This window comes from Mycobacteriales bacterium (assembly GCA_036497565.1).
In the GTDB taxonomy this organism is placed as follows: domain Bacteria; phylum Actinomycetota; class Actinomycetes; order Mycobacteriales; family QHCD01; genus DASXJE01.
The window spans coordinates 1-22,442 of the sequence record DASXJE010000084.1; the positions used below are offsets into that span (position 1 = coordinate 1).

The 22,442-nt window shown below is 68.9% G+C and carries 21 protein-coding genes and 1 pseudogene; 16 read left to right on the forward strand and 6 right to left on the reverse strand.

The window, feature by feature from the left end:
- From VGH85_07530 to VGH85_07540, 3 genes are all read left to right on the forward strand, one after another.
- Window positions 1–2,064: 3'-5' exonuclease (locus tag VGH85_07530; protein ID HEY2173650.1), on the forward strand; the 2,064-nt coding region annotated here is incomplete at its 5' end.
- A gap of 66 nt (window positions 2,065–2,130) precedes the next feature.
- Window positions 2,131–3,045, forward strand: coding sequence for a cation diffusion facilitator family transporter (locus VGH85_07535; GenBank protein ID HEY2173651.1), 915 nt, complete (start codon window positions 2,131–2,133; stop codon window positions 3,043–3,045).
- The gene (locus tag VGH85_07540; GenBank protein ID HEY2173652.1) at window positions 3,045–3,668 is read left to right on the forward strand and encodes a hypothetical protein; all 624 of its coding nucleotides are present in this window, start codon (window positions 3,045–3,047) and stop codon (window positions 3,666–3,668) included. The genes VGH85_07535 and VGH85_07540 overlap by 1 nt, the downstream gene beginning before the upstream one ends.
- Here VGH85_07540 and VGH85_07545 read toward each other — a convergent pair.
- Window positions 3,665–4,888, reverse strand: coding sequence for a hypothetical protein (locus VGH85_07545; GenBank protein HEY2173653.1), 1,224 nt, complete (start codon window positions 4,886–4,888; stop codon window positions 3,665–3,667). The two genes, VGH85_07540 and VGH85_07545, sit on opposite strands and share 4 nt — an antisense overlap.
- A 272-nt stretch (window positions 4,889–5,160) precedes the next feature.
- On the opposite strand from VGH85_07545, the pseudogene VGH85_07550 reads away from it, so the two are divergent.
- Window positions 5,161–5,442 (forward strand): annotated as a pseudogene (locus VGH85_07550) (muconolactone Delta-isomerase family protein).
- A 29-nt stretch (window positions 5,443–5,471) separates the two neighbouring features.
- Here the strand turns inward: VGH85_07550 and VGH85_07555 are convergent.
- Window positions 5,472–6,302 (reverse strand): nuclear transport factor 2 family protein, encoded by an 831-nt coding sequence (locus VGH85_07555; GenBank protein HEY2173654.1) that lies wholly within the window; start codon window positions 6,300–6,302, stop codon window positions 5,472–5,474.
- A gap of 162 nt (window positions 6,303–6,464) precedes the next feature.
- Between VGH85_07555 and VGH85_07560 the strand changes: the two genes are divergently transcribed.
- The 3 genes from VGH85_07560 (at window position 6,465) to VGH85_07570 (ending at window position 9,123) form a co-directional block, all read left to right on the forward strand.
- Complete coding sequence (locus tag VGH85_07560; GenBank protein HEY2173655.1) at window positions 6,465–8,117, forward strand: beta-N-acetylhexosaminidase; 1,653 nt, start codon at window positions 6,465–6,467, stop codon at window positions 8,115–8,117.
- Between the two features lie 201 nt (window positions 8,118–8,318).
- Entirely contained in the window at window positions 8,319–8,660 is a 342-nt protein-coding gene (locus VGH85_07565) for a hypothetical protein (GenBank protein HEY2173656.1), read from the forward strand.
- A gap of 7 nt (window positions 8,661–8,667) precedes the next feature.
- Window positions 8,668–9,123 (forward strand): ATP-binding protein, encoded by a 456-nt coding sequence (locus VGH85_07570; GenBank protein ID HEY2173657.1) that lies wholly within the window; start codon window positions 8,668–8,670, stop codon window positions 9,121–9,123.
- Window positions 9,124–9,125: 2 nt separating this feature from the next.
- On the opposite strand, the gene VGH85_07575 is transcribed toward VGH85_07570, so the two are convergent.
- The gene (locus tag VGH85_07575) at window positions 9,126–10,433 is read right to left on the reverse strand and encodes an NAD(P)/FAD-dependent oxidoreductase (GenBank protein ID HEY2173658.1); all 1,308 of its coding nucleotides are present in this window, start codon (window positions 10,431–10,433) and stop codon (window positions 9,126–9,128) included.
- 49 nt (window positions 10,434–10,482) lie between these two features.
- Between VGH85_07575 and VGH85_07580 the strand changes: the two genes are divergently transcribed.
- Both VGH85_07580 and VGH85_07585 read left to right on the forward strand, forming a co-directional pair.
- A complete protein-coding gene (locus VGH85_07580; protein ID HEY2173659.1) occupies window positions 10,483–11,670 on the forward strand; it encodes a hypothetical protein in 1,188 nt (395 codons plus the stop codon).
- Between the two features lie 64 nt (window positions 11,671–11,734).
- A complete protein-coding gene (locus tag VGH85_07585) occupies window positions 11,735–13,183 on the forward strand; it encodes a sugar porter family MFS transporter (protein ID HEY2173660.1) in 1,449 nt (482 codons plus the stop codon).
- An 8-nt stretch (window positions 13,184–13,191) separates the two neighbouring features.
- Here the strand turns inward: VGH85_07585 and VGH85_07590 are convergent, their stop codons facing one another.
- Entirely contained in the window at window positions 13,192–13,569 is a 378-nt protein-coding gene (locus tag VGH85_07590) for a nuclear transport factor 2 family protein (GenBank protein ID HEY2173661.1), read from the reverse strand.
- Between the two features lie 125 nt (window positions 13,570–13,694).
- On the opposite strand from VGH85_07590, the gene VGH85_07595 reads away from it, so the two are divergent.
- Window positions 13,695–13,988, forward strand: coding sequence for a hypothetical protein (locus VGH85_07595; GenBank protein ID HEY2173662.1), 294 nt, complete (start codon window positions 13,695–13,697; stop codon window positions 13,986–13,988).
- Between the two features lie 127 nt (window positions 13,989–14,115).
- Here the strand turns inward: VGH85_07595 and VGH85_07600 are convergent, their stop codons facing one another.
- Together VGH85_07600 and VGH85_07605 are read right to left on the reverse strand one after the other, a co-directional pair.
- Window positions 14,116–15,042 (reverse strand): acetamidase/formamidase family protein, encoded by a 927-nt coding sequence (locus tag VGH85_07600; protein ID HEY2173663.1) that lies wholly within the window; start codon window positions 15,040–15,042, stop codon window positions 14,116–14,118.
- Between the two features lie 29 nt (window positions 15,043–15,071).
- On the reverse strand, window positions 15,072–15,830 hold the full coding sequence (locus VGH85_07605; protein HEY2173664.1) for a DeoR/GlpR family DNA-binding transcription regulator: 759 nt from the start codon (window positions 15,828–15,830) through the stop codon (window positions 15,072–15,074).
- Window positions 15,831–15,982: 152 nt separating this feature from the next.
- Between VGH85_07605 and VGH85_07610 the strand changes: the two genes are divergently transcribed.
- Genes VGH85_07610 through VGH85_07635 form a run of 6 tightly spaced genes read left to right on the forward strand, consistent with a single transcriptional unit; the run spans window position 15,983 to window position 22,281 of the window.
- The gene (locus VGH85_07610) at window positions 15,983–16,864 is read left to right on the forward strand and encodes a sugar isomerase (GenBank protein HEY2173665.1); all 882 of its coding nucleotides are present in this window, start codon (window positions 15,983–15,985) and stop codon (window positions 16,862–16,864) included.
- Window positions 16,865–16,904: 40 nt separating this feature from the next.
- Window positions 16,905–18,218 (forward strand): extracellular solute-binding protein, encoded by a 1,314-nt coding sequence (locus VGH85_07615; GenBank protein ID HEY2173666.1) that lies wholly within the window; start codon window positions 16,905–16,907, stop codon window positions 18,216–18,218.
- A 25-nt stretch (window positions 18,219–18,243) separates the two neighbouring features.
- Window positions 18,244–19,179: a sugar ABC transporter permease gene (locus tag VGH85_07620; GenBank protein HEY2173667.1), complete on the forward strand. Its 936-nt coding sequence runs from the start codon at window positions 18,244–18,246 to the stop codon at window positions 19,177–19,179.
- Window positions 19,179–20,024, forward strand: coding sequence for a carbohydrate ABC transporter permease (locus VGH85_07625; protein ID HEY2173668.1), 846 nt, complete (start codon window positions 19,179–19,181; stop codon window positions 20,022–20,024). The genes VGH85_07620 and VGH85_07625 overlap by 1 nt, the downstream gene beginning before the upstream one ends.
- Window positions 20,021–20,977 (forward strand): carbohydrate kinase family protein, encoded by a 957-nt coding sequence (locus tag VGH85_07630; GenBank protein HEY2173669.1) that lies wholly within the window; start codon window positions 20,021–20,023, stop codon window positions 20,975–20,977. Before VGH85_07625 ends, VGH85_07630 begins: the two co-directional genes overlap by 4 nt.
- Window positions 20,974–22,281, forward strand: coding sequence for a hypothetical protein (locus VGH85_07635; protein HEY2173670.1), 1,308 nt, complete (start codon window positions 20,974–20,976; stop codon window positions 22,279–22,281). The genes VGH85_07630 and VGH85_07635 overlap by 4 nt, the downstream gene beginning before the upstream one ends.
- Window positions 22,282–22,442: the final 161 nt, after the last annotated feature.

The following is a 22,442-nucleotide window of genomic DNA, read 5'->3' on the forward strand; positions in this document are numbered from 1 at the left end:
CAGTCGATCTACCGGTTCCGCCGGGCCGACATCGCGACCTACCTCGAAGCAGAGCGAGAAATAGGAGAGACCGCCAGCCTGACCACCAACTTCCGTACGGTCGACCCGATCCTGCAGTGGGTCAACGCGGTGTTCGGGCGACTGATCCAGGCCGAGCCGGGTGGTCAACCCGACTACGTACCGCTGGACTGCTGGCGCGACGACCTGGGCAACGCCGGTCCGGCCGTGACGGTCCTGGGCGCCAAGGCCCATACGGATCTGCCGAGGAAGTCCGCCGAATTGCTCCGCCAGCGCGAGGCTGACGACGTCGCCGCCGTCATCCGACAGGCGCTCGGCGAACGGTGGCAGGTCTACGACAAGGCGGAAGACTGCTGGCGTGATGCGCGTCCGGACGACATCGCCGTCCTGGTGCCCGCGCGGACCTCGCTGCCGTTCCTCGAAAATGCGCTGAACGCGGCGCAGGTTCCCTATCGCGCCGAAGCCAGTTCGCTGGTCTACCAGGCCGCCGAGGTGCGCAGCCTGCTGGCCTGCGCGCGGGCGGTCGCCGACACCAGCGACGAGCTGGCCCTCGTCACCGCGCTGAGATCACCGCTGTTCGGCTGCGGCGACGACGACCTCTGGCGGTGGAAGCATGCGGGCGGAAGGTTCACCATCTTCTGGAGCCTCGACGATGCGGAGCCCCTGGCCACGGGACCCGTCGGCACGGCTCTCGCCGAGCTGAAGAAGCTGCACCGTGCCGCGCGATGGCTTGCTCCGAGCGAAGTGCTCGGGAAGATCATCGCCGACCGCCGGATGTTCGAGGTCGCCGCGACCGGACGACGGGAGCGGGACTCGTGGCGGCGCCTCCGATTCGTCCTCGACCAGGCGCGCGCCTGGTCCGAGGTGTCGCACGGCGGGCTGCGCGCCTATCTCGCGTGGGCCGCGCACCAGGGCCAGGAGGTCAGCCGGGTCCACGAATCGGTGCTCCCGGAGACCGACTCGCAGACCGTACGGGTGATGACGATCCATGCGGCCAAGGGCCTCGAATTCCCGATCGTCATCCTTTCGGGCATGACGGCCCAGAAAAGAGGCGGACGGGGTGTGTCACTCCTGTGGCCGCGGGAGGGCGGTTACGAGGTCAAGCTGACGAAGGCCGTGCAGACCGGCGACTTCGAGGTGGCCGTCCCGATCGACGAGCAGATGGACAAGCTGGAGAAGCTGCGGCTGCTCTACGTCGCGGCGACCCGCGCCCGCGATCATCTCGTCGTCTCCGTCCACCGCCAGGAGGGCTCGACTACGGAGACCGCGGCCAGGCTCATTGCCGGCGTCGACGGTGTCACCGCTGCCGGAGCAGCAACTTTCGAGGGCTATTCGTTCGACGAGTCGGTCCCTTACGAAGCACCGTTGGCGTCGGCGCCACCATCCTTCGATGACTGGCTGGCCGGCGTCACCGACGCGCGAGTCAACAGCGCGACCGAGCTGGCCCGAAACGCGTCCGGGTTGGAGGGCACCGAGCCCGACCTGGTCCTGGACAGTGCGGTCGACGACGGTCTCGCCAAGGGCGCCCGAGACCTCGAGCTGCCGCCATGGTCGAAGGGCAGATACGGCTCGGCCATCGGCCGCGCGGTGCACGCCGTACTCCAGGCCGTCGACCTCGGCTCGGGTGAAGGTCTTGCCGGTGCCGTCGCCGCCCAGGCCATCGCCGAGGGCGTGGTCGGTCAGGAGACGGTCGTCACGGAGTTGGTCGAGTCTGCGCTGGCGTCCGATGTCGTCCAGCGCGCCGCCGCACATGAGCACTGGCGCGAGACCTACGTCGGCATGCTCGGCAACGACGGGAAGGTGCTCGAAGGCTACGTCGACCTGATCTATCGCGACGACGACGGGAGCCTCGTCGTCGTCGACTACAAGACCGATGCCGTGCCGAGCGCCGCGATCGAGTCGCGGCTGATCTATTACAAGCCGCAGATGGATGCCTACTGCGACGCGCTCGCGGCCGCCACCGGATCGCCGGTCTCGGCGACGCTGCTGTTTCTCAACCCCGCGACGAGTATGGCCGTCGACGTACCGCAGGGTCAGCCGACCTAGGGGCGTCGAACGGCAATAGGGCTGTTTTCGACCCCTGGACCGACCCAGGGAGTCGATCATGGGTCCATGTCCTCGGTTGGCCGGAATCCGGACGCCCGTCTCCTGCTGCTCTCGGTGTGGGTATCGGCCGCCTTCGCCGTCGGGTCGCTGCTGCTCGGCCTGCTCATCGGGTCGCAGATGATCATCTTCGACGGCCTGTACTCGTTCGCGAGCGTGGCCCTGTCCCTGCTGGCGGTCGTGGCGTTGCGGACCGCGCGCAAGGGCGCGGACGAGCGCTACCCCTGGGGCCGGGAGGTGTGGGAGCCCCTGACGATCGTCGTCAAGGCGGCGGCCCTCGGCGGCCTGTGTGTCTACGCCCTGATCGGCGCGGTCGGCGAGATCACCCGGGGCGGACGCGAGGTCGCCGCAGTGCCCGCCGTGATCTACGCCGTCGTGGCCATCGCCATCGGTGTCGCCACCTCCCTTTACCTGCGCCGCGGTGCCCGCCAGGGCTCCGACCTGGTCCGCGCCGAGGCCGCCGAGTGGATGGGCGACACGTTGCTCAGCATCGGCGTACTCGTCGGATTCGTGATCGCCCTCGTGCTGGAGCTGACCGGGCAGAAACACATCGCCAGATACGTCGACCCCGCCATGGTCATCATCGTGTCGGCGCTCTTTCTCCGGGTGCCGGCCCGCCTGCTCGCCGGCGGCTTCCGGGAGGTCCTCACCATGGCGCCTGCACCGCCGATCAGGGAGCAGCTGTGGTCGTGCGTGACCGAGGTCGAGCGCCGCTACCGATTCGCGGAGTCGTTTCTCCGCTCGTCGAAGGTCGGCAGCCGGCTCGACGTCCAGATCGACTACGTGGTCGCGGAGGACTCATTGGCCCAGAACGTGCGTGAATTCGATGCGGTCCGGCAGGACATCAACGACCTGCTGGAGCCGCTCGGCTATCAGCAGTGGGTGAGCGTCGTCTTCACCGGCGACCGGAAGTGGGCAGTCTGATGACCTCCGTCACGCCCCGCTCGTCATCGCGACACGACATCATCCTGCACCTGAACACAGTGGACGAGCTCTTCTCGGTCGACCCGCTCAGCATCTACTCCGACACCGGCCGGCTGATCAGCGGCATGGAAGAGATCAGGCAGGAACTACTCGCCCGTAGGAGGTTCGAGGCAGGGCAGCGCGTCATCTTGATGCTTCCCCGCAGCGAGTTCCGGCCAGGTACGGAGGACATGATCAACCACGCGGTCATCCGGTACTGCCGGCTGCACATCGCCGAGGGCGGCCGAAATCTGCGCCTCATCTGGCGGCAGGGCATGCAGTCCCTGCGGACCGGGTCGGTGCTCTTCGTCGTCGGTCTGGCCTTGTCCTACTACTTCACCCGGTCCTACATTCCCGAGATCGCCCAACAGCTCCTCGGCAACGGTGTCTTCCTTGTCATCCTCTGGATCGGGTTGTGGTATCCGCTCGACCTGTTGTTCTTCGCCCGCCAGCCGGTACGACGTGAAGTAAGGATGCTCAGCATCCTGCAGCAAGTGCCGTTCGTCATCATCGTCGACGAGACACCGGAGAGGCGACGGCCGCCGGACTCGACCCGGGCCGGGCCCGACCAGCGAGGCGGTTAGTAGGGGAGGAAACAGATGCCGGCGTGGCCGGATCTGCCACCGCATTGGTTGGTGTTGTCGAGGTTGTCGGAGGCGATCCACAGGCCCGCCGAGGTGAGTTCCATGTCGTCGGCGCCGAGGCCGCGGCCACGGGTGGGGTTGAAGACCACAGAGCCGCTGGACGGGGACAGGCCGACCATGCCGGACGCGTCGACCGCGCCGGGGCCCTTGGCATCACAGCCACGGGGGTTGGACGCCCAACGCTCGTGTCCGCCGACGTAGACGTCATTTGCGTCGGCGGCGGTGGAGTAGAGCGAGTCGCAGCCGGTGTAGTTGATCCACTTGTGGCTGACGGCCGTCTGCGTGGCGGGGAAGGCAGCGGCTGCGTCACACAGCCCGGAGCGTGGCGCTGACGCTGAAACGTTGTAGGGCTTGTAGCCGGTGGTGGCGATATTGACCTGCGCATCGGTCGGGCTCCACGACGCCGCCTGCAGGTAGAACGGCTCCACCGTGGCGCAGGGCTGGCTGAACTCCGACGACGTCCACCCGGTGACCGTCGCGGAGGACGCTCCCAGGCTCAACATGAAAATCTGCTGCCTAGCCTTACCGCCGACTGAGGTGAAGTCACCCTCGACCAGCAGCAGGCTTCCCGAGTGGGACAGCTGCTGGTTGTAGACGCGGGTCGGATTCCCCGACACCCCAGGGAACTGGTAGTTGCCGGAGATGTTGAGGTTGAGGTAGTTGTCGTCCTTGCCGGTGGTCGGTGAGAGCGAGACGTAGAACTTCTTGCCCGATCCGTTGACGCCGGAGAAGTAACCACCGGTGAGCAGATGGCTGCCGTGCAGCAGCAGCGTCTCGACCTGACCGCCGGCGGAGTGCGCGAACGTCGGAGTCACCGCGCCGGTCGTGGTGGCGACCTCGGCGAGGTCCTTCGCCGCGGTGCCGTGCACCGCGGCGAAGTTTCCACCCAGGTAGGCGTGCGAGCAGTCGGCGGAAAGCGCGATCGTGTTGACCTTGCTAGAGCTACCCGAGACGTTGGGGTTCCAGGCGGTCACCGTGTAGGGGGCCGTCGCCTTGAAGGAGAAGGCACCATTCCTGGTGTAGGTCGCCCCTCCTTGAGTGATCTTGGTGAAGCTGCCGACCGCGTACATGGTGCCGCCGCACTGGACGATCTGGCGGACCTGCTGGGTGGTACCGGTGCTCGCCAGCTGCGGGGTTCCCGCCGCCGGGGTCGCCGACACGGGCCCTCCGGCGGCCGCTCCAGCGGGCGCGGGGACTCCCACCAACCCGGCGACGGCTGCACAGACGACCACAGCGATACGGCTTCGAATGCTCATCGGACGTTTCCCCCCACTCCACGGACCGCGACGGTGCCGGCCGGAGCCGCCTCTCGTGCGGCCCACCGGAACCTACGACTGACAGTTGCGTTCGGCTAGCCGAGGTCCGGAAAATGGGTCCAACCAGCGTGCGGGACACCCCCGTTCGGAGCACCGGCCGGTCGGAGGCGCTCAGCATGGAATACCTCGTCACCATGACCACGAACGTTCCGGACGGAACCTCCGACGCGGCGGTCCAGGACATCCGCGAACGCGAGTCGGCACACTCGCGGGAGCTCGCGGCGCAGGGGCATCTGCTCCGGTTGTGGCGCCCGCCGCTACAACCAGGCGAATGGCGCTCGCTCGGCCTGTTCGCCGCTGACGATGACGACCAGCTCGAGGCAGTCCTTGCCTCGATGCCGCTTCGCGTGTGGCGCACCGATGAGGTCACACCGCTCACCCCGCACCCCAGCGACCCGGGGCTGGGCAGCGGCTGAGGGCATCCGCCTCAGCGGTTCCCGGCGGGTGGCTCGACGTCGTCGTAGACGCGGGCCGCGGCCAGCAGTCCGTCCGGGCCGCGCTCGTAGACTCCGATTCCCGCCTGGGGCGGGAGCTCGTGGCTACCCCAGCGGACGCAGTTGTATTCCACGGCGCAGCGCACACCGTCGTCGGTCGCGGTGCAGTACTGCAGGTCGATGCCGCCGCCTGCGCTGAAGTATCTGGTGAAGAACGAGCGGAGCTCAGCGCTGCCGCGGTGGGCGTAGTGCGGGCCGATGGGCTCACGGAAGTACCCGTCCGCCGCGAAGAGCTGCACGATCGCTTCGGCGTCACCGGCCGACAGCGCGTCCTGGTAGCGGCCGACGACATCACCGGGGCGGGCCTGCTCGGGCTCGAGTACGGGAGGCCGGACGTGGCGCCGTCCGTCGACCGGCCATTGGCTGCAGTAGGTGCGGAACACCACGGACTCGTCGTCGGGGGATTCGGCGACGACCGCCACCGGCCAGGACACCTCCTGCCCGTCGCCGGACAGGTGGGCAAGCAGTTCCACCACCGCTCGCCCGCCGGCAGACGTGGAGGCGACCGTCTCGATACGGGCATGCCGCTCGGCCAGCCAGGATTCGTTCTGGCTGACGAACCGCCTCAGCTGCCGGTGGCCCCGGACCTCGCCCGCCCGCGGGTCGTAGATCACCACTTCGCCGGGCCAGGCCGTCTCCAGCACGCGGGTGTCACCGTTGTTCAATGCGGTGAAGTACTGCGCGACCGGATCAGCCTGACCTACGGCGCGGGTCTGTCGGCGTGCCAGCTCCACGGCACTCGTGAAGTCCGGAAACCAGGGCATCTCGACCCCCGTGCTCACTTTGCCGGCCGGAGATGGTCAAGCGTACCCATCCGCGCACCTGCAGATGCCGCGTTGGACACCGAAGATTGACCATCGCAAATCGCCCGACCCGGTGATAGCTTGCCCGCCGAACGCTCGTCCGGTCTTGGATGTGGGGTCGGTATGCAGCTCGTCGGTCACGTCGTCAGCCAGCAATCGCCGTCGGCATCGCGCCGTCGCCGCGGGGCGGTCGCCGGCCTCGCGGTCGCCGCGGTGCTCGTGCCGCTGGCCTTCGGTCAGGGCGTCGCCGGCGCCCACGCGCAGCCGGCAGCGGCTGCCGCTGCCGCTGCGCCGCAGCTGATCCCGCAGCCAGTATCCCTACACACGACGTCGGGTGGCGACTTCACGCTCACCCGGACCACCAAGATCCTGGTACCGACGGGATCGGCCCAGGCCGACAGCGTCGGCACCTACCTCGCGCGGGTGCTTCGACCCTCGACCGGCTATCCGTTGCCGGTCGCCACCCCCTCGGCACGAGACTCGGCCGGCAACATCGCCCTCCGGATCAGCCCGTCGGCCGCGGTCGGCCGGGAGGGCTACCGGCTCGACGTCACGACCGACGGGGTCCGGCTGGCCGCGCGCAGCGCCGAAGCTCTCTTCGACGGCGTCCAGACGCTGCGCCAGCTGCTCCCGGCGAAGGTCGAGCGCCGCAGCGTCCAGCAGGGGCCGTGGACGATGCCCAGCGTCGCGATCGCCGACCACGCCCGCTTCGCCTGGCGCGGCGCGATGCTCGACGTATCCCGGCACTTCTTCACCGTCGCGCAGGTCGAGCGCTACATCGACCTGCTCGCGATGTCCAAGATCAACATGTTCCACCTGCACCTCAGCGACGACCAGGGGTGGCGCATCCAGATCAAGGGGTGGCCGCGGCTGACCAGCGTCGGCGGCAGCACGGAGGTCGGCGGCGGTCCCGGGGGCTTCTACTCCCAGAAGCAGTACAGCGACATCGTCCGCTACGCCGCCCAGCGCTTCATCACCCTCGTCCCCGAGATCGACGGACCGAGCCACAGCAACGCCGCCCTCGCGTCGTACGCCCAACTCAACTGCGACGGCAAGGCGCCGCCGCTCTACACCGGCACCGACGTGGGCTTCAGCAGCTTCTGCGTGCACAAGGCCGTCACCTACAAGTTCCTTGACGACGTGATCAGCCAACTCGCCGCCCTCACCCCCGGGCCCTACCTGCACATCGGCGGCGACGAGGCGCACAGCACCACGGCCGCCGACTACGTCTACTACGTCCAACGGCTCCAGCAGATCGTGCACGCCCACGGCAAGACGATGATCGGCTGGCATCAGATCGGTTCGGCCACGCTGACGCCCGGTCAGACCGCGCAGTACTGGGGCACCGCCGGCTCGAAGACCGACATCGACCTGGCGCACCAGGCGGTCAAGCAGGGCGCGAAGCTGGTCATGTCGCCGGCGGACAAGGACTACATCGACATGAAATACAACCCGAGCACCAAGCTCGGCCTGAACTGGGCCGGCTACAACGGTGTCCGGGACGCCTACGACTGGGACCCGACGACCTCCGTGCCGGGAATCACCGAGACCGATGTCCAAGGTGTCGAGGCACCGCTGTGGAGTGAGACTCTGCTCGACCTGAACGACATCGAATACATGGCGTTCCCGCGGATAGCCGGGATCGGCGAGATCGGCTGGTCACCGCAGAGCCTGCGCTCCTGGTCGACTTACAAGGTCCGGCTGGCCGCGCAGGGCCCGCGCTGGACCGCGATGGGCGTCACCTTCTATCACTCCCCGCTCGTTCCCTGGCAATAGCCGGACGGCGCCGGAAAGCTCTTGCCGATCCGTTCTCGGTGGCACACCGAGGACGGGCACATCACCCGGTGCGTGCTCCTTTGCTCATCGTGATCTGCGCACTACGCTGGGCCAACATCCGGCAGATCGCATGTCACCGATCCGTCGGCCCACCGGTCCGACAGCGTGCCGGTGATGGGGTAGCTCGAGGGGGTATCGGCCGTGAAGGGCGCAAGGCCGGTCATGCGCGTGATCACCGATCCCGGCGGGACGTCCGTCGTGGTCGAGGCCGACGGCGAGGCGTTAGGCGACGTGACCGTCTGGAGTGACGGCGGCATCGTCCGGCTCCGCTTCAACGTGCCGCGCCGGCATCTACCCGCCACCGCCCGTCGGGACCTCGTCGATGCGGTATTCGCGCTGCCGGAACTGGACTGGCGCGGCCCCGTGCAGGCGGCAATCCCGCTCGGAGACGCCGATCTGCTCGCCGGGCTGCGTGTTCACCTCGGCGAGGTCGAGACGCGGGCCGCGGGTGCCACCTGCCTGATCGACGCGACCCTCGAGTAGTGCTGCCATGACCGGTGCCCTGCAAGGCCGCGAGAAGCGGCCTAGGATCACAGAGAAGCAGCAGGGGGCAGTGGTGGTCATGGCCGCGAGCACGAGCACCAGCTTGCGGCCGAGGTCGTCCGCTCCCAGGCTCGCCCGCAATCTGGTCCGCGACCTGTGCAGCCGGTCCCGGCTACCCGAATATCTGGTCGACAACGCCGTACTCGTCACCAGCGAACTCGTGACCAGGACTGTCATGCACGCCCGGAAGGCCGTCGACGTCGTCGTCGAGCTCGACGAGGATCACGTCACGGTACGCATCCACGACCAGACCGTGATGCCGACGTTGCTGGGTGGCGACTGGGTGAGCGGGCCGAGCCGGGCCATCATCGAGCGGCTCTCCACGTCGTGGGGCTACCACTGCAGCGACACCGGTCGCGACATCTGGGCCTCGGTCGGTACCGACTCATACCGCAAGAACTGACCTCATTCTCCGCCGGCGTCCCGCCGGGCCGACGGCGCTTCGGTGCTCAGCGGTACGTCGCCGGCCCGGACCAGACCGAGCTGCACGGTCTGCCGGGGCATCACGGCCTCGGTGATCCACGCCGCGGCGGTCCGGGCCCGGTTGCCCGGCAACGACCAGAGGTGGTAGCCACGGGTGACCGCCTTGGCGGGCAGCCCGGACAACGGCACCTTCAGCGGGTCGGCCGCCGCCTGGCCTCCGCCGAGATCCACCAGGAAGCCGAGGTCGTGGTGGCGGTATGACCGGCGCCGGTCCACGCCGTAGGACGCGGCGATGTTTCCGGCCGCCCGGACCCCCTGCCGCTGCGCGTGCTGGGCCGTCATCGGCGTGATCTCCCCGCGACGCGTCAGATCCGGTACGGCGGCCACGTCGCCGCAGGCGAAAAGGTCCGGGTGACCCGGCACGGTCAGGTACTCGTCGACCACGAGGCGCCCCTCCCGCGTATCGAGAGCCAGCCCCGCGACGATCGGCTCGGGCCGCACGCCGACGCACCAGGCCAGCGTGCGGGTCGGCACGTACGACCCGTCGCTCAGCCGTACGCCGTCGGCCGCCGCCTCACGGACCGACGTACCCGTCCGGATGTCGACGCCCCGCTCCCGCAGCACCGCGTCGGCGGTCGCCGCGAGACTGCTGCTGAGCCCCGGCAGCACCCGCGCCGCCGTATCGATGAGCAGCCACCGAGGTCGCTGCGGGGCCAGCCGCGGATGCCGGCGGACCGCGGTGTCGGTCAGCAGCACTCCCTGGGCGGCCACCTCGGTGCCCGTGTAGCCGGCGCCGACGACGACGAAGGTCATGCGGGCGTCGCGCTCGGCCGGATCGTCGGTGGCATCGGCCAGTTCGATCTGCCGGATGACGTGGTCACGCAGGTAGAGCGCCTCGGCGATGTCGCGGAAGCCGTGCGCATACTCGGCCACGCCGGGGATCGGGAGGAGCTTGTTCACGCTGCCGGTCGTGAGCAGCAGGCGGTCGTAGCCCAGCACGCCGTGCGCGCCCTCCGGGTCGACGTAGGACACGCTCCGGGCGGCGAGATCGATTCCGTCGACCGCACCGAGAACGAGCCGCACGTCGGGCAGCGTCCCCGGGATGGAGACCGTCACCAGCCGCGGGTCGAGCACGCCCCCGGCCACCTCCGGCAGCAACGGGAGGTAGAGGAAATAGTCGGTCTGGTTCACCAGCACTATTTCGGCGTCCGGCAGTCGCCGGCACAGCGTCCTGGCGGCGTGATAGCCCGCGAAGCCGGCGCCGACGACGAGGATCCTTGGTCCGGTCATGAATCACATCTTCCGGGTAACGGTGCGGTCGCGTGTCTAGGATCTGACGGTGGCTGACGATCGTGCAGCGGTGCTCGCGGCGGCCGCGGCGGGATTGCGGGCGCGCTGGGGTAACCGGCTGGAGCTCGGCGCGGCCGCCGAGCTCGGCGGCAGCGGGCGGTCGCTGGTGCTGCGCGTCCCTGTGGCGGGCGTGGACGCTCCGGCGCCGACGGTCATCGTCAAGGCCTACCACGATGAGGCGTCGCAGTCCTCGACTATCGGGCCGGGCCAGGCCTGGGAGAACGAGGCGACCGCCGCGGCCGTCGTCGGCGACCTGCCCGGCCGTCCGCTCGGGCCGGTGCCCCTCGCCGTCGACGGGGAGCACCGGCTGATCGTGCTGACCGATCTCGGTGTCCATCCGGCGCTGTCGGACGTCCTGCTCGGCCACGATCCCGTCGTTGCCGAGCAGGGACTCATGGACTGGGCCGCCGCACTCGGTCGGTTCGGCGCATTGACCCGTAACCCCCGGCCACGGGCGGCCCGGCTGCAGCGGGGCCTCGGGCTCGGCTCGTCGCTGAACGCGATGGACGGCTACCTCCGCGGCGGCGTCGACACCCTGTCGGCGGTCGCGCAGCGTCGATTCGGCATCGCGCCGCCGCCCGGACTGGAGCGGGATCTGGCCGCGGTCAAACGGCTGCTCGAGCCGTCGACGTACGACGTCTTCACGCCGGGGGACGCGTGCCCGGACAACAACCTGCTCACCCCGGACGGGGTGCGCTTCCTCGACTTCGAATTCTCCGGCTGCTATTCGCTGTTCCTCGACGCGGCCTACACCGTGGCGCCGTTCCCGACCTGCTGGTGCGTGCTCGACACTCCGCCGACGGTGACGGCGCGGGTGGTCGATGCATACCGCGAACAAATCATGACGTCGTTCCCCGAGGTCGCAAACGCGCGAGTCTGGGAGGACGGTGTCGCGCGTGCCTGCGGGCTGTGGACGGCGACGCAGGTCCGCGCACTTCTTCGCACGCCGCCCGGCGACCTGACGGCCGGTGCGTACGACGGTCAGAGTACCCACTTCCCCGGCTACGCCGTACGGTGCAGGTTCCGGCTCGACCGCTTCCTCATGATGGCGGGGACGAGCATTCCGTCCTTCACCGCGCTGATGCGGGAGATCCGCGACCGGCTCATCGCCGAGTCGGGCGACGAGCAACTGAGGATGCCGGTCTATCCGGCGTTCCGCACCGACTCTTCAATTTGACCTCCTCCGCTGCGTACGCAATCTTTGACGACTCCTGTTTCAGCGACCCTCCCGGAGGCAGCCGATGACGACGACCTCAGAGGCCGGGCAACCGCAAGGGGAAGGGGTGCTTGCAGGGCTCGACTCGCAGCCCACGACCTCCTTCTACTGGTACCTCGCGGTGCTGTCCTGCATCGGCGGTTTCCTCTTCGGGTATGACACGGCCGATATCGGCTCGGCCCTACCTTTCATCCCGTACCACCTGTCGAGCTTCGCGACCGGCTACCTGGTCGCGGGGGCGTCCCTCGGGGCAGCGGTGGGCGCTCTCGCCGCCGGACCGCTCACCGACCGGTTCGGGCGTAAGTCCCTCCTCATCGTCGACGCCGCCATCTACGCAATCGGTGCGCTCCTCTCAGCGCTGGCGTGGAACGACATCGTCCTGCTCATCGCGCGCACGCTTATCGGCCTCGCGGTCGGAGCGGACTCCGCGATCGCCACCTCCTACATCGCCGAATTCGCTCCGCGGGAGAAGCGCGGGTCGCTGATGATCATGCAGCAGTGGATGATCACGGTCGGAATCCTCGTCTCCTACCTGATTTCCGTGCTGATCCTCAAGATTGCCCCGGGCTCGGCCGGTGGCTTCGACTGGCGGTTCATCCTCGGGCTGGGCGCTCTTCCGGCGATCCTCGCCCTCGTGTTGCGGACCGGGATGCCCGAGTCGCCCCGATGGCTGATGCTCAACGGGCGCTACGGCGACACCCAAAAAGCACTGGGGCAATTGGGATTGGAGGTCACCGAGGACGAGGTGCGCGACACGGCGAATCAGCTTGCCGAGAAGGAGCGCCAGCTTCAGCGGAAGACGCTGTGGACCACCGGCGTCAAACGCGCGCTCATCGTGGTCTGCGTCTTCTTCATCTTCCAGCAGATCACCGGCATCAACATCCCGTTCTACTACGGCCCGCAACTACTGGGTAAGTACTTCCAGGGTTCGGGGACGGCCGTGGATGCCGCCGTCGCCGGGGTCGAGGCCGCGGCGATCCTCGGCGCCGTCAACGTGGTCGCGACGTACTTCGCCTTCCGCTTCATCGACAAGACCGGCCGGCGGAAACTCTCGATGGGCGGCTACGCCGGCATGGCGATCTTCATCCTCTTCGCCTCGTGGGGTGTCGCACACCTGATGGGGCTGCCGAGGGTCTGGGTCATCATGATCGGCTTCTCGTTCTTCATCGCGTCGTTCGCCATCGGGGTCGGCGGGACGGGATGGCTGATCCAGGGCGAGGTATTCCCGACGGCGGTCCGCGGTCGTGCGGCGGCCACCGGCGCGAGCGTCGACTGGCTGGCCAACTTCGTCATCGTCCAGTGGTTCCCCACGTTGAACAATTCCATCGGGCTGGCCTGGGTCATGATCCTGTTCGCCGCGCTGTCGGTCCTGGCGATCGGGTTCATCTACCGGTTCCTCCCGGAGACGAAGGGGTTGCCACTGGAAGACGTGACCGCCCTCTTCGACCGGCAGGCCAAGGGGGCACCCATCTGACCCGAGTGTCAGAAGCGCTCGACGAGGTGGCCTCGGCCGGCCGGCGGTTCGTAGTGCTCCGGCCAGAAATCGGTGATCCGGGCGATCGAGCCGTCGGCGTCGAGGTCGAAGAAGCAGAGCCCCGGCTGGACCTCGCCGACTTCACGAAACTCGGTCCAACTGGCGGCGTGGTCACCGTCGCCGACGACACGGGTGAGGGTGATGTGCCAGTCGCCGGGAAAGCCCTCGGCGTTGAACCGCACATAGGCGTCCCGACCGCGAACCCGTTCGCGGCTCTGCGGTGCTTCGTACACCACATCCTCGGCGAGGAGGTCGCGGAATCGTTCCCAGTCTCGCGCCTCGGCAGCCGCCCAGTAGGCGGTCACGACGTCGCCTGCGCTACTCACACGCGTGAGCGTACTGCCCGGTGCGGCGGGGGAAAGGGCGTTCGCCGGGCAGCGCATCGGGGGACGGGGGATGCTCAGGGTCATCCGCCGGACGTCCGATCCGGCGGCGGGGGAGTGACACCGACATGCGAATGATGATGCGGATCCAGATGGACACCGAGCGGGCGAGCAAGGGAATTGCCGACGGGAGCCTGCCCCGCGGCATGGAGCGGATGATGGAGGCGCTGCATCCGGAGGCGGCGTACTTCAGCCTGCTCGACGGCAACCGCACCGCCTTCATCGTCTTCGACATGACCGACTCCTGGCAGCTGCCGCCGACGCTCGAACCGCTCTTCTCCGAACTCAACGCGAAGATCGACGTCAGCCCGGCCATGAACGTCGACGACCTGAAGAAGGGCCTTTCCGCGCTGAGCAGCTAGTCTTTGCGCCCCCCGCCGCGCGACCAAAACGCACTCCTAGTGCGTTTTGGTCCACGACACGCCGTACGGCGCCCCCATAACGCACTCCGAGTGCGTTTTGGTCAGGGGGCTCGGAGGGCGCGTGCGACTAGGGCGTGCGGATCGCGTCGTCGGCGAGTACGGCGTGCACGCCCCAGACCTCGTTGGCAACCTGGGTCACCCGCAGGTCGACGACGACGCTGGCGAGAGCCAGCGCCTGCGGCCGGCTCAGGTCGGTGCTGCGCTCCAGCCAGGTCACCATGGCATCGAGCGCGAGAGCCATGGCCTCGTTGAGGTTTTCGTCGAAGCCGAAGGTGATGCGACTGGTCGGTGTCGTCGCGTGGATGACCGGCAACGCGGCGTCGGTCACGAGGTCGACGCCGAGTTCGGTGGTCATCGGGCATTCGATCGCCGTACCCGAGACCTCGCCGTCGCCCTGGGCCGCGTGCCCGTCCCCGACCGACAACAACGCGTCCGGCACCGTGACCGGCAGGAACAGCGTGCTGCCGGCGACGAGGTCCTTGCAGTCGATATTGCCGCCGCAGGGGCGCGGCGGAGTCGTGGAGTGCTCACCCGGCTCGGCCGGCGGCAGGCCGACGACCCCGAGGAACGGGTTCAGGTCGACGACGTGACCGAGGTGACTGGTGCCGACGCGCGCGTCCGGATCGAGGTCCCAGGTGAGCATGGCGGCGTCGTCGGGGGTGAGACGCAGCCGCCGGTTGAGCCAGTTGTCTCTGCGGCCGGCGACCGTCCATCCCCACTCCCCGGGTCGGATGTCCGCGAGGTGCACCGCGAGATGCATTCCGGGCTCGGCGCCGCGGACCGCGATCGGGCCGCAGAGGCAATGTCCGCGCGCCTCCGGCAGCAGCCGCTCGGGGGGCGCGCCCGTTGCGCTGTTGCGCTCGAGGTTGCCGTGCGCGTCGAGCGTGCGTACGACGACCGTGTCGCCCGGGTCGATCGTCAGGATCGGCTTGCGGTCACGGGAGAAGACGTCGTGCGCCGTCTCCAGCGTCGGCTCGATCAGATGCTCGGTCACTCCGGTGCCCTCCAGGTGGGACGGTCGGCTCAGACAACCACCAACTGTGGCAGCACGCCACGGATCGCGTCGAGGGAGTCCTCCGGCGCAGACCGGTCGGTGATCAGGGTGTCGATCTGGTCGAGCCGGAACACCGTCGCGAACGCGACCTTGCCGATCTTGCTGCCGTCGGCCACGACGACGGTACGCCGGGCCTGCCGGGCAAGCGCGGTCGTCGTCCGCGAGCCGAGCGAGTCGTAGACGGTGCAGCCGGCCCGCAGGTCGATTCCGTCGACGCCGAGCACTGCCAGGTCGATGTTGTAGCCGGTGAGCTGGTCCTCAGCGGTCGGGCCGACCGACTCGTAGGAGCTGTTGCGCGCCTCGCCACCGACGATGAACACCCGCAGCGTGCGCGCGGCCAGCAGGTCGACGGCGATGTTGAGCGCGTTGGTGACGACGGTCAGGTCGTCCGCGTCGTGCAGGGTGCGGGCGAACTCGGTGGTCGTGGTGCCGCCGGTCATGCCGACCACCCGGGCGTCGCCGAGCAGGTCGCGGGCGCGCCGCGCGATCCGCCGCTTCTCGTCCAGCATCTGCCCGACCTTGAACCGCAGCGGCAGGTCGTTGAACGCCGAGTGGGTCTGGGCGCCGCCGCGGGTGCGCACGAGCAGCCGCTGGGTCTCCAGCGAGCTCAGGTCGCGCCGGATCGTCGAGCACGAGACGTCGAAGCTCTTGGCGAGCTCCTCGACATCGAGGCTGCCGTCGGCCAGCAGCCGGTCGAGCAGCTGACTCATCCGCTCCGTACGTCGCACGCGCCCGACTGTAGCCGCCTGCGCACCGGACTGCGCATAGCGCGCAACTTTTCCCCGAATCCTGCTCGGCTGGTAAACACCTTGTTACCAGGCCTTATAGCGGACCAATCCCCGGATTGACCGGTCGCAACGGGCTACCTATAGTCCGCGCCGTGAGCTTCTACGCGCAGGAAGTACGCAGTCAGCCCGCACTCTGGCGTCACTTCGCCGAGCAGGTCGAGCGCACCCGGACACAGCTGCCGCGGCCGGGGCAGCGCCTCGCCGTCGCCGGCTGCGGCACCTCCTACTACGTCGCCGGCGCCTATGCGGCGTTGCGCGAGGGTGCCGGGGCCGGGGAGTCCGACGCGTTCGCGGCGTCGCAGGCGCCCCGCGGTCGCCGTTACGACGCCGCCCTGGCCCTGTCCCGGTCGGGCACCACGTCGGAAGTCCTGCGCTGGCTGCGCGCCCAGCCGTCCGGGGTCGAGCGCCTCGCCATCGTCGGTACGCCGGAGACGCCGATCGCGGCCGCAGCCGGCAACCCGCTGCTGCTCGACGCCGCGGACGAGCAGTCGATCGTGCAGACCAGATTCGCGACGTCGACCTTGGCGCTGCTCCGCGCCGGGCTCGGCGACGACGTGCAGGCGCTCGCGGACCAGGCCGACGGCGTGCTCGCCGCGGCCCATCCCTTCGACGCGGGCCGGTTCGACCACTTTGTCTTCATCGGCGAGGGGTTCGGCGCGTGGCTGGCGCAGGAGGCCGCGCTGAAGATGCGGGAGACCACGGGTGCGTGGACCGAGGCCTATCCGGCCCCGGAATACCGGCACGGGCCGGTCAGCGCCGCGAGCGACCGCACCCTCGTCTGGGCGCTCGGTCGGGTCGGCGACGACGTCCTCGAGCATGCAAGCACCGCCGGCGCGACGGTGCAGGACACCGGGCTCGACCCGATGGTCGAGCTGGTACGGGTGCACCTGCAGGCCGAGGCGGAGGCCGAGCGGCGCGGCCGGGATATCGACGTACCGCCCTACCTGTCCCGATCGGTCGTCCTGTCCCACTAGCACCGGCGGTCTCCCGGACCGGCAGAAAGCGAGGCAGGCGATGACAAGGCCGGTTCGGCGGATCGCGGCGGTCGGAACGGCGCTGCTGCTCACCGTCGCCGTACTCGTCGGGTGCGCGCGGGTCACCCCGTCGAATCAGACCAAGGGCGTGACGATCACCGTCGCGCTCGCCGGACCGCCGCCGGGCAAGGCGGCATTGGCGAACTTCACCCGGCAGACCGGCGTCAAGGTGCGCTGGGTGCAACTCGACTGGGACAGCCTGCAGACCAAGATCTCGGCTGCAGCGACGTCCAAGACGTTCTTCGCCGACGCGACCGACGTCGACTGGTCGCGGGTCGGTGAGTTCAACGTGACCGGCTGGTTCTACCCGATGAACAACTACGTCGACACGAAGAGTTTCGCGCACGACATGCCGCAGCTCTCGTCGTTCGTCGTCGGCAAGAAGGTCATCGGCATCCCCTACGACACATCGTTCCTGGTCACCACGGTCAACAAGAAGCTCTTCAAGAAGGCCGGCATCTCGACCACCCCGACGACGATCGCCGAATACACCGCCGACCTGCGGAAGGTGAAGGCGAGCGGTGTCGCACATCCGCTCAACATCCCGTTCTCCGCCGCGGAGGGTCTCTCGACCTACTGGTACGAGGTGACCAACGCGTTCGGCGGCCAGGTGCTCAACAAGGACTACCAACCGCAGTTCACCACGCCCGACTCGCCCGGCTACCAGGCGATGAAGTGGATGGTCGACGCGCTCAAGCAGGGACTCGTGCCGCCCGGCAACATCGATGTGACCGACGGCGAGGGCGAGCAGACGCTGATGGCGAAAGGCCTCGTCGCCAGCACCTTCGGCGACTACTCCGGCACCGTCGGCACCTTGTACGACGACCCGAGCGCATCCAGCGTGCCGAAGCAGGTCACCTACATCAGGACGCCGGGGGTCAAGGCCCCGGCCGGGAACGTCAACAACCCGGACGGCATCGGGATCCCGCGCACCGCCAAGTATCCGAAGGCCGCGGCGGAATTCATCAAGTGGTTCATCGCACCGGAGAATCAGGCCAACTTCGCCGGCCTGCACGGTCCGAGCCAGGCGATCTCCGGATTCGCCTTCCCGGCCCGGCTGACCGCGCTGAAGAAGCTCGATGAGAACGGCAAGCTGCCGCAGGGCAAGCAGGTCATCGACCTGCTGACGAAGGGCTCCCATCCGGCCTTCCCGGGTGCCCAACCGCCGTGGTACTCGCAGTTCAGCAACTCGGTCTACACCAACATCCACAGCGCCGCGGTCGGTCAGGAATCGGTCGACCAGGCGGTCGGCGCGATCGCCGAGACGGTCAAGCGACTGCGGGGCGAGGCATGAGCCGACGAGCGACGGGACCGTCTCGATGACCAATCTCGCATCCAGCACCCGGACGTCGACGCCGACCCGGCCGACGTCGTCCCGCCGGCGGCGCAGGCACGTCGACCTGCTGCCCTACTGGCTGGTGCTACCGCTCGCCGTCGTCATCGTCGGCCTGGCGATCGTCCCGGCCGCGTTCACCGCGGTCGAGGCCTTCTTCCGGGTCAGCGCACTCGACCCGCCGACCCGCTTCCTCGGATTCGGAAACTTCCGGGCGCTGCTCGACACCCCGGAGGTGCGCACCGCACTAGGCAATACCGCGCTCTACGTCGTGATCGGCGTCGCACTTTCCACGATCCTCGGCATCATCATGGCCTTGATCCTGCAGGCGCCGTTCCGCGGCCGCTCGCTCGTGATCGCCGTGCTGATCCTGCCGTGGGCGCTGCCCGGAGTGGTGGAAGGCCTGGTGTGGTCGGGGATCTACGACGCCAACAACGGACTGCTGAACAGCGTGCTGACCAGCCTGCACATCACCGGCGGCTATTCGGTCTTCCTCGGCCCGCACCGGCTGCTGACCATCGCGCTCATCGAGTTGGTGCAGGTCTGGCAGATCACGCCGCTGTCGGTGCTGCTGATCCTCGCCGTACTGCAGATCATCCCCGGTGAGCTCTATGAGGCGGCGCGCCTCGACGGATGCGGCTGGTGGGGCCAGATCCGCCGCGTCACCCTGCCGCTCGCCCGGCCCGGCATCGCGATCGCCATGGTCCAGGCACTGGTGGCGACGCTGAACGTCTTCGACCAGCCATACGTCCTCAACGGCGCCGCGACCACCGGGTCGTCGCTGATGATGCAGACCTACTTCGTGAGCTTCCAGAACCTCGACTTCGGGGCCGGCTACGCGCTGTCCCTGTTCATCACCGTCGCGACGATGCTCCTCTCACTCGGCATCGTGCGGCTGGTCTACCGACGGGTGGAGTTCTGATGCGGCGCGGAAACCCGGTAGCGCGGTGGGTCGGGATCGGCTTCATCCTGCTGTGGTCGCTGATCCCGATCTACTGGGCGGTCAACACCAGCCTGCAGCGTGACGTCGACGCCGGGGCCCGACCGGCGAACTACGTCCCGCCGCATCCGACGCTGCACAACTACGCGTCGCTGCTGGGCATCGGGGGCGTGGCCTCCGACCTGACGAGCCAGATCCGCCGGTCGATCCTCAACATCTTCGTCGAGTGTGGCGCGGCCACGATCCTGACCGTCGCGGTCGCCGTACTCGCGGCGTACGCCTTCGCGCGGATGACGTTCCGATTCGGCCGGGTGCTCTTCTACGCCGTCCTGGTGACGATGGCGTTCCCGGCCTACACGACGCTCATCCCGCTCTACCGGATCATGACCGACCTCGGGCTGGTCAACACCTACGCCGGAATCGTGCTCGTCTACATCTCCGGTTTCCTGCCGCTGGCGACCTGGATCCTCTACAACTACTTCTCCAGCCTGCCGCGGTCGCTGGAGGAGGCCGGGCTCTGCGACGGTGCGTCCCGGCTGCAGGTGCTGTGGCGGATCGTGCTGCCGCTCGCGCGACCGGGCGTCATCTCCACGACGATCATCACGTTCCTCGCGGCCTGGGCGCAGTTCCTCTTCCCGCTCGTGCTTTCCAGCGACTCCTCGACCCAGCCGCTGACGGTGGTCATCACGTCGCTGCAGGCCAGGCACACCATCCCGGTGACGCTGCTGGACGCCGCCGGTGTGCTCGCCATCGCCGTACCCGCGTTGATCGCGTTGGCCCTCAACCGCTACATCGTCAGCGGACTGCTCACCGGGAGCGTGAAGTGAGCGACCTGCTCGTGGTGGGGGACTGCAACGTCGATGTGATCGTGAGCGGGCCGGACGTGACTCCGGTCTTCGGTGATGTGGAGAAGATGGTCGACGCGGCGACGCTGACGATCGGCGGCTCGTCGTCGATCACCGCGTGCGGGGCGGGCGAGCTGGGGGTGTCGACGGCGATGGTGACGCGGGTCGGGGACGACCCGCTCGGCAATTACCTTCTCGACGAAGTAGCTGGCTTCGGCGTCAATGTCGACTACTTCATCATGGATCCGGAAGTGCCGACCGGGATGACCATCGCGCTGGTGCGCCCCGGAGACCGGGGGATCCTGACCGCGGCGGGGACGATCGACCGGCTGAGCGCCGACGACGTACCCGCGGCACTGCTGTCGAGCGCCCGCCATCTGCACGTGGGCGCCTACTACCTGCAGACCGCGCTGCGGCCCGGGCTTCCGCAGCTTTTCGCGGCGGCGCGGGCGGCCGGCACCACCACCTCCGTCGACCCCAACTGGGATCCGACCGGTCGGTGGGACGGCCTCCTCGAGCTTCTCCAGTGGACCGACATCCTCTTCGTCAACGCCGGCGAGGCGTCGGCGATCGCGAAGGAAGACGACCTCGTCCGGGCGATGCGGTACCTCTCGTCCGGAGGTACGACCGTGGTGGTCAAGCAGGGTGCGGCCGGAGCGTCCGCGATGCGCGGCGGGGAGGCGATCCACGCGCCGGCACTCGACATCGAGCCGGTCGACACCGTCGGCGCCGGAGACACCTTCACCGCAGGCTTTCTCGGTGCGTTCCTGGTCGGCGCATCATTGGAAGACGCGCTGGCGCTGGGCTGCGCCTGCGGATCGCTGTCGACGCGCGGTGTGGGCGGCACCGGCAGGCAACCCGACGCGGCCGAAGCGCAGCGCGCCGCCGCGACGCTGCGGCCGAAGGTGAGTGCACTTGCGACGGGAGCGGCATGACGGGGCGCGACGTCGTACTCATCGGAGCCGGCAGCACGGTCTTCACGCCCGGGCTGCTCTCCGACCTCGCCTCCTCGCGGGTCTTCGACGATGCGACCGTCCACCTCGTCGACCTCGATGCGGACGCCGCCGACACGATGGCCCGGCTCGGTCGGCGGATCGCGGCGGAGCGCGGGTCGTCGATGCGGGTCGAGGCGCACGTCGACCGGCGCGAAGCGCTGCCCGGGGCCGACCTGGTGACGACGACGATCGCGGTCGGCGGCGCCGACGGGTGGCGCGCCGATCTCGACATCCCGGCGAAGTACGGCGTCCGCCAGACCGTGGGCGACACGGTCGGCCCGGGCGGGGTGCTCCGGGCGCTGCGCCACGTGCCCGAGCTGCTCGCGATCGCCGCCGACATCGCCGATCTCGCTCCGAACGCCTGGCTGGTCAACTACACCAACCCGCTGACGGCCAACGTCCGGGCGATCACCCGGGAGACGCCGGTCCGCACGATCGGCCTGTGCCACGGGACGATGCACACCCGTGCGGCGCTGGCTCGTGGGCTCGGACTCCCGCCCGCCGAGGTGCACACCGTCTTCGCCGGCCTCAACCACCTCTGCTGGCTGCTCGACATCCGGCACGGCACCGAGGACCTCTACCCGCGGTTGCTTGCGACCGCCGCGACGCAGGCATCCGGCGGTCCGCAGGCCGCCGTCTCCCGCGGCGAGGGTCTGCATCAGGCCGTGTCGGCGGACCTGCTGGCGACGTACGGGCGCTACCCGGCGCCGGGCGACCGGCACGTGGCGGAGTTCTTCCCCTGGTACCTGAACGACGGTGGTTCCGACACCAGCCTCTCGTGGGGCCTGCAGGGCGGGCTGGACATGACGCGGGAGTACATCGGCGAGAAGAGCACGCTTTGGGACCGGCTGCACGAACAGGCAGACGGGCGACGTCCCATCGACCCGAGCAACCAGGAGGGCGAGCGGGTGGTCGCCATCGCCGAGGCGCTCTTCACCGGCCGGGACGTCGTGGAACTCGCGGTCAACGTGCCCAACCACGGGGCGATCGCCAACCTGCCGGGCGAGGCGGTCGTCGAGGTGCCCGCGGTGGTCGGCGCGGCCGGAGTGACGGCGCTCGCGGTCGGTGCGCTTCCGCAGGCGATCGCCGGCGTACTCACCACCCGGATCATGCAGCAGGAGCTCACCGTGCAGGCCGCCGTGACCGGCGACCGGGCGACGGCGATCCAGGCGTTGTGCGCGGATCCCCTCGTGCCCAACCCGCGGACGGCACGGGCGATACTCGACGATGCGACGGCCGCCTGAGGCCGCGGATCGGAGGACCGTATGACCGGCGACCTTCCCGTGCTGTCCGTGACGCCGGCGGCGGGGGAGTATGCGTGGACCTTCGGCGGCGTGCCTCCGGTGGCGCGGATACAGCCCGGCACCGTGGTCGAGGTCTACACCGAGGACGCCTTCGCCGGTCG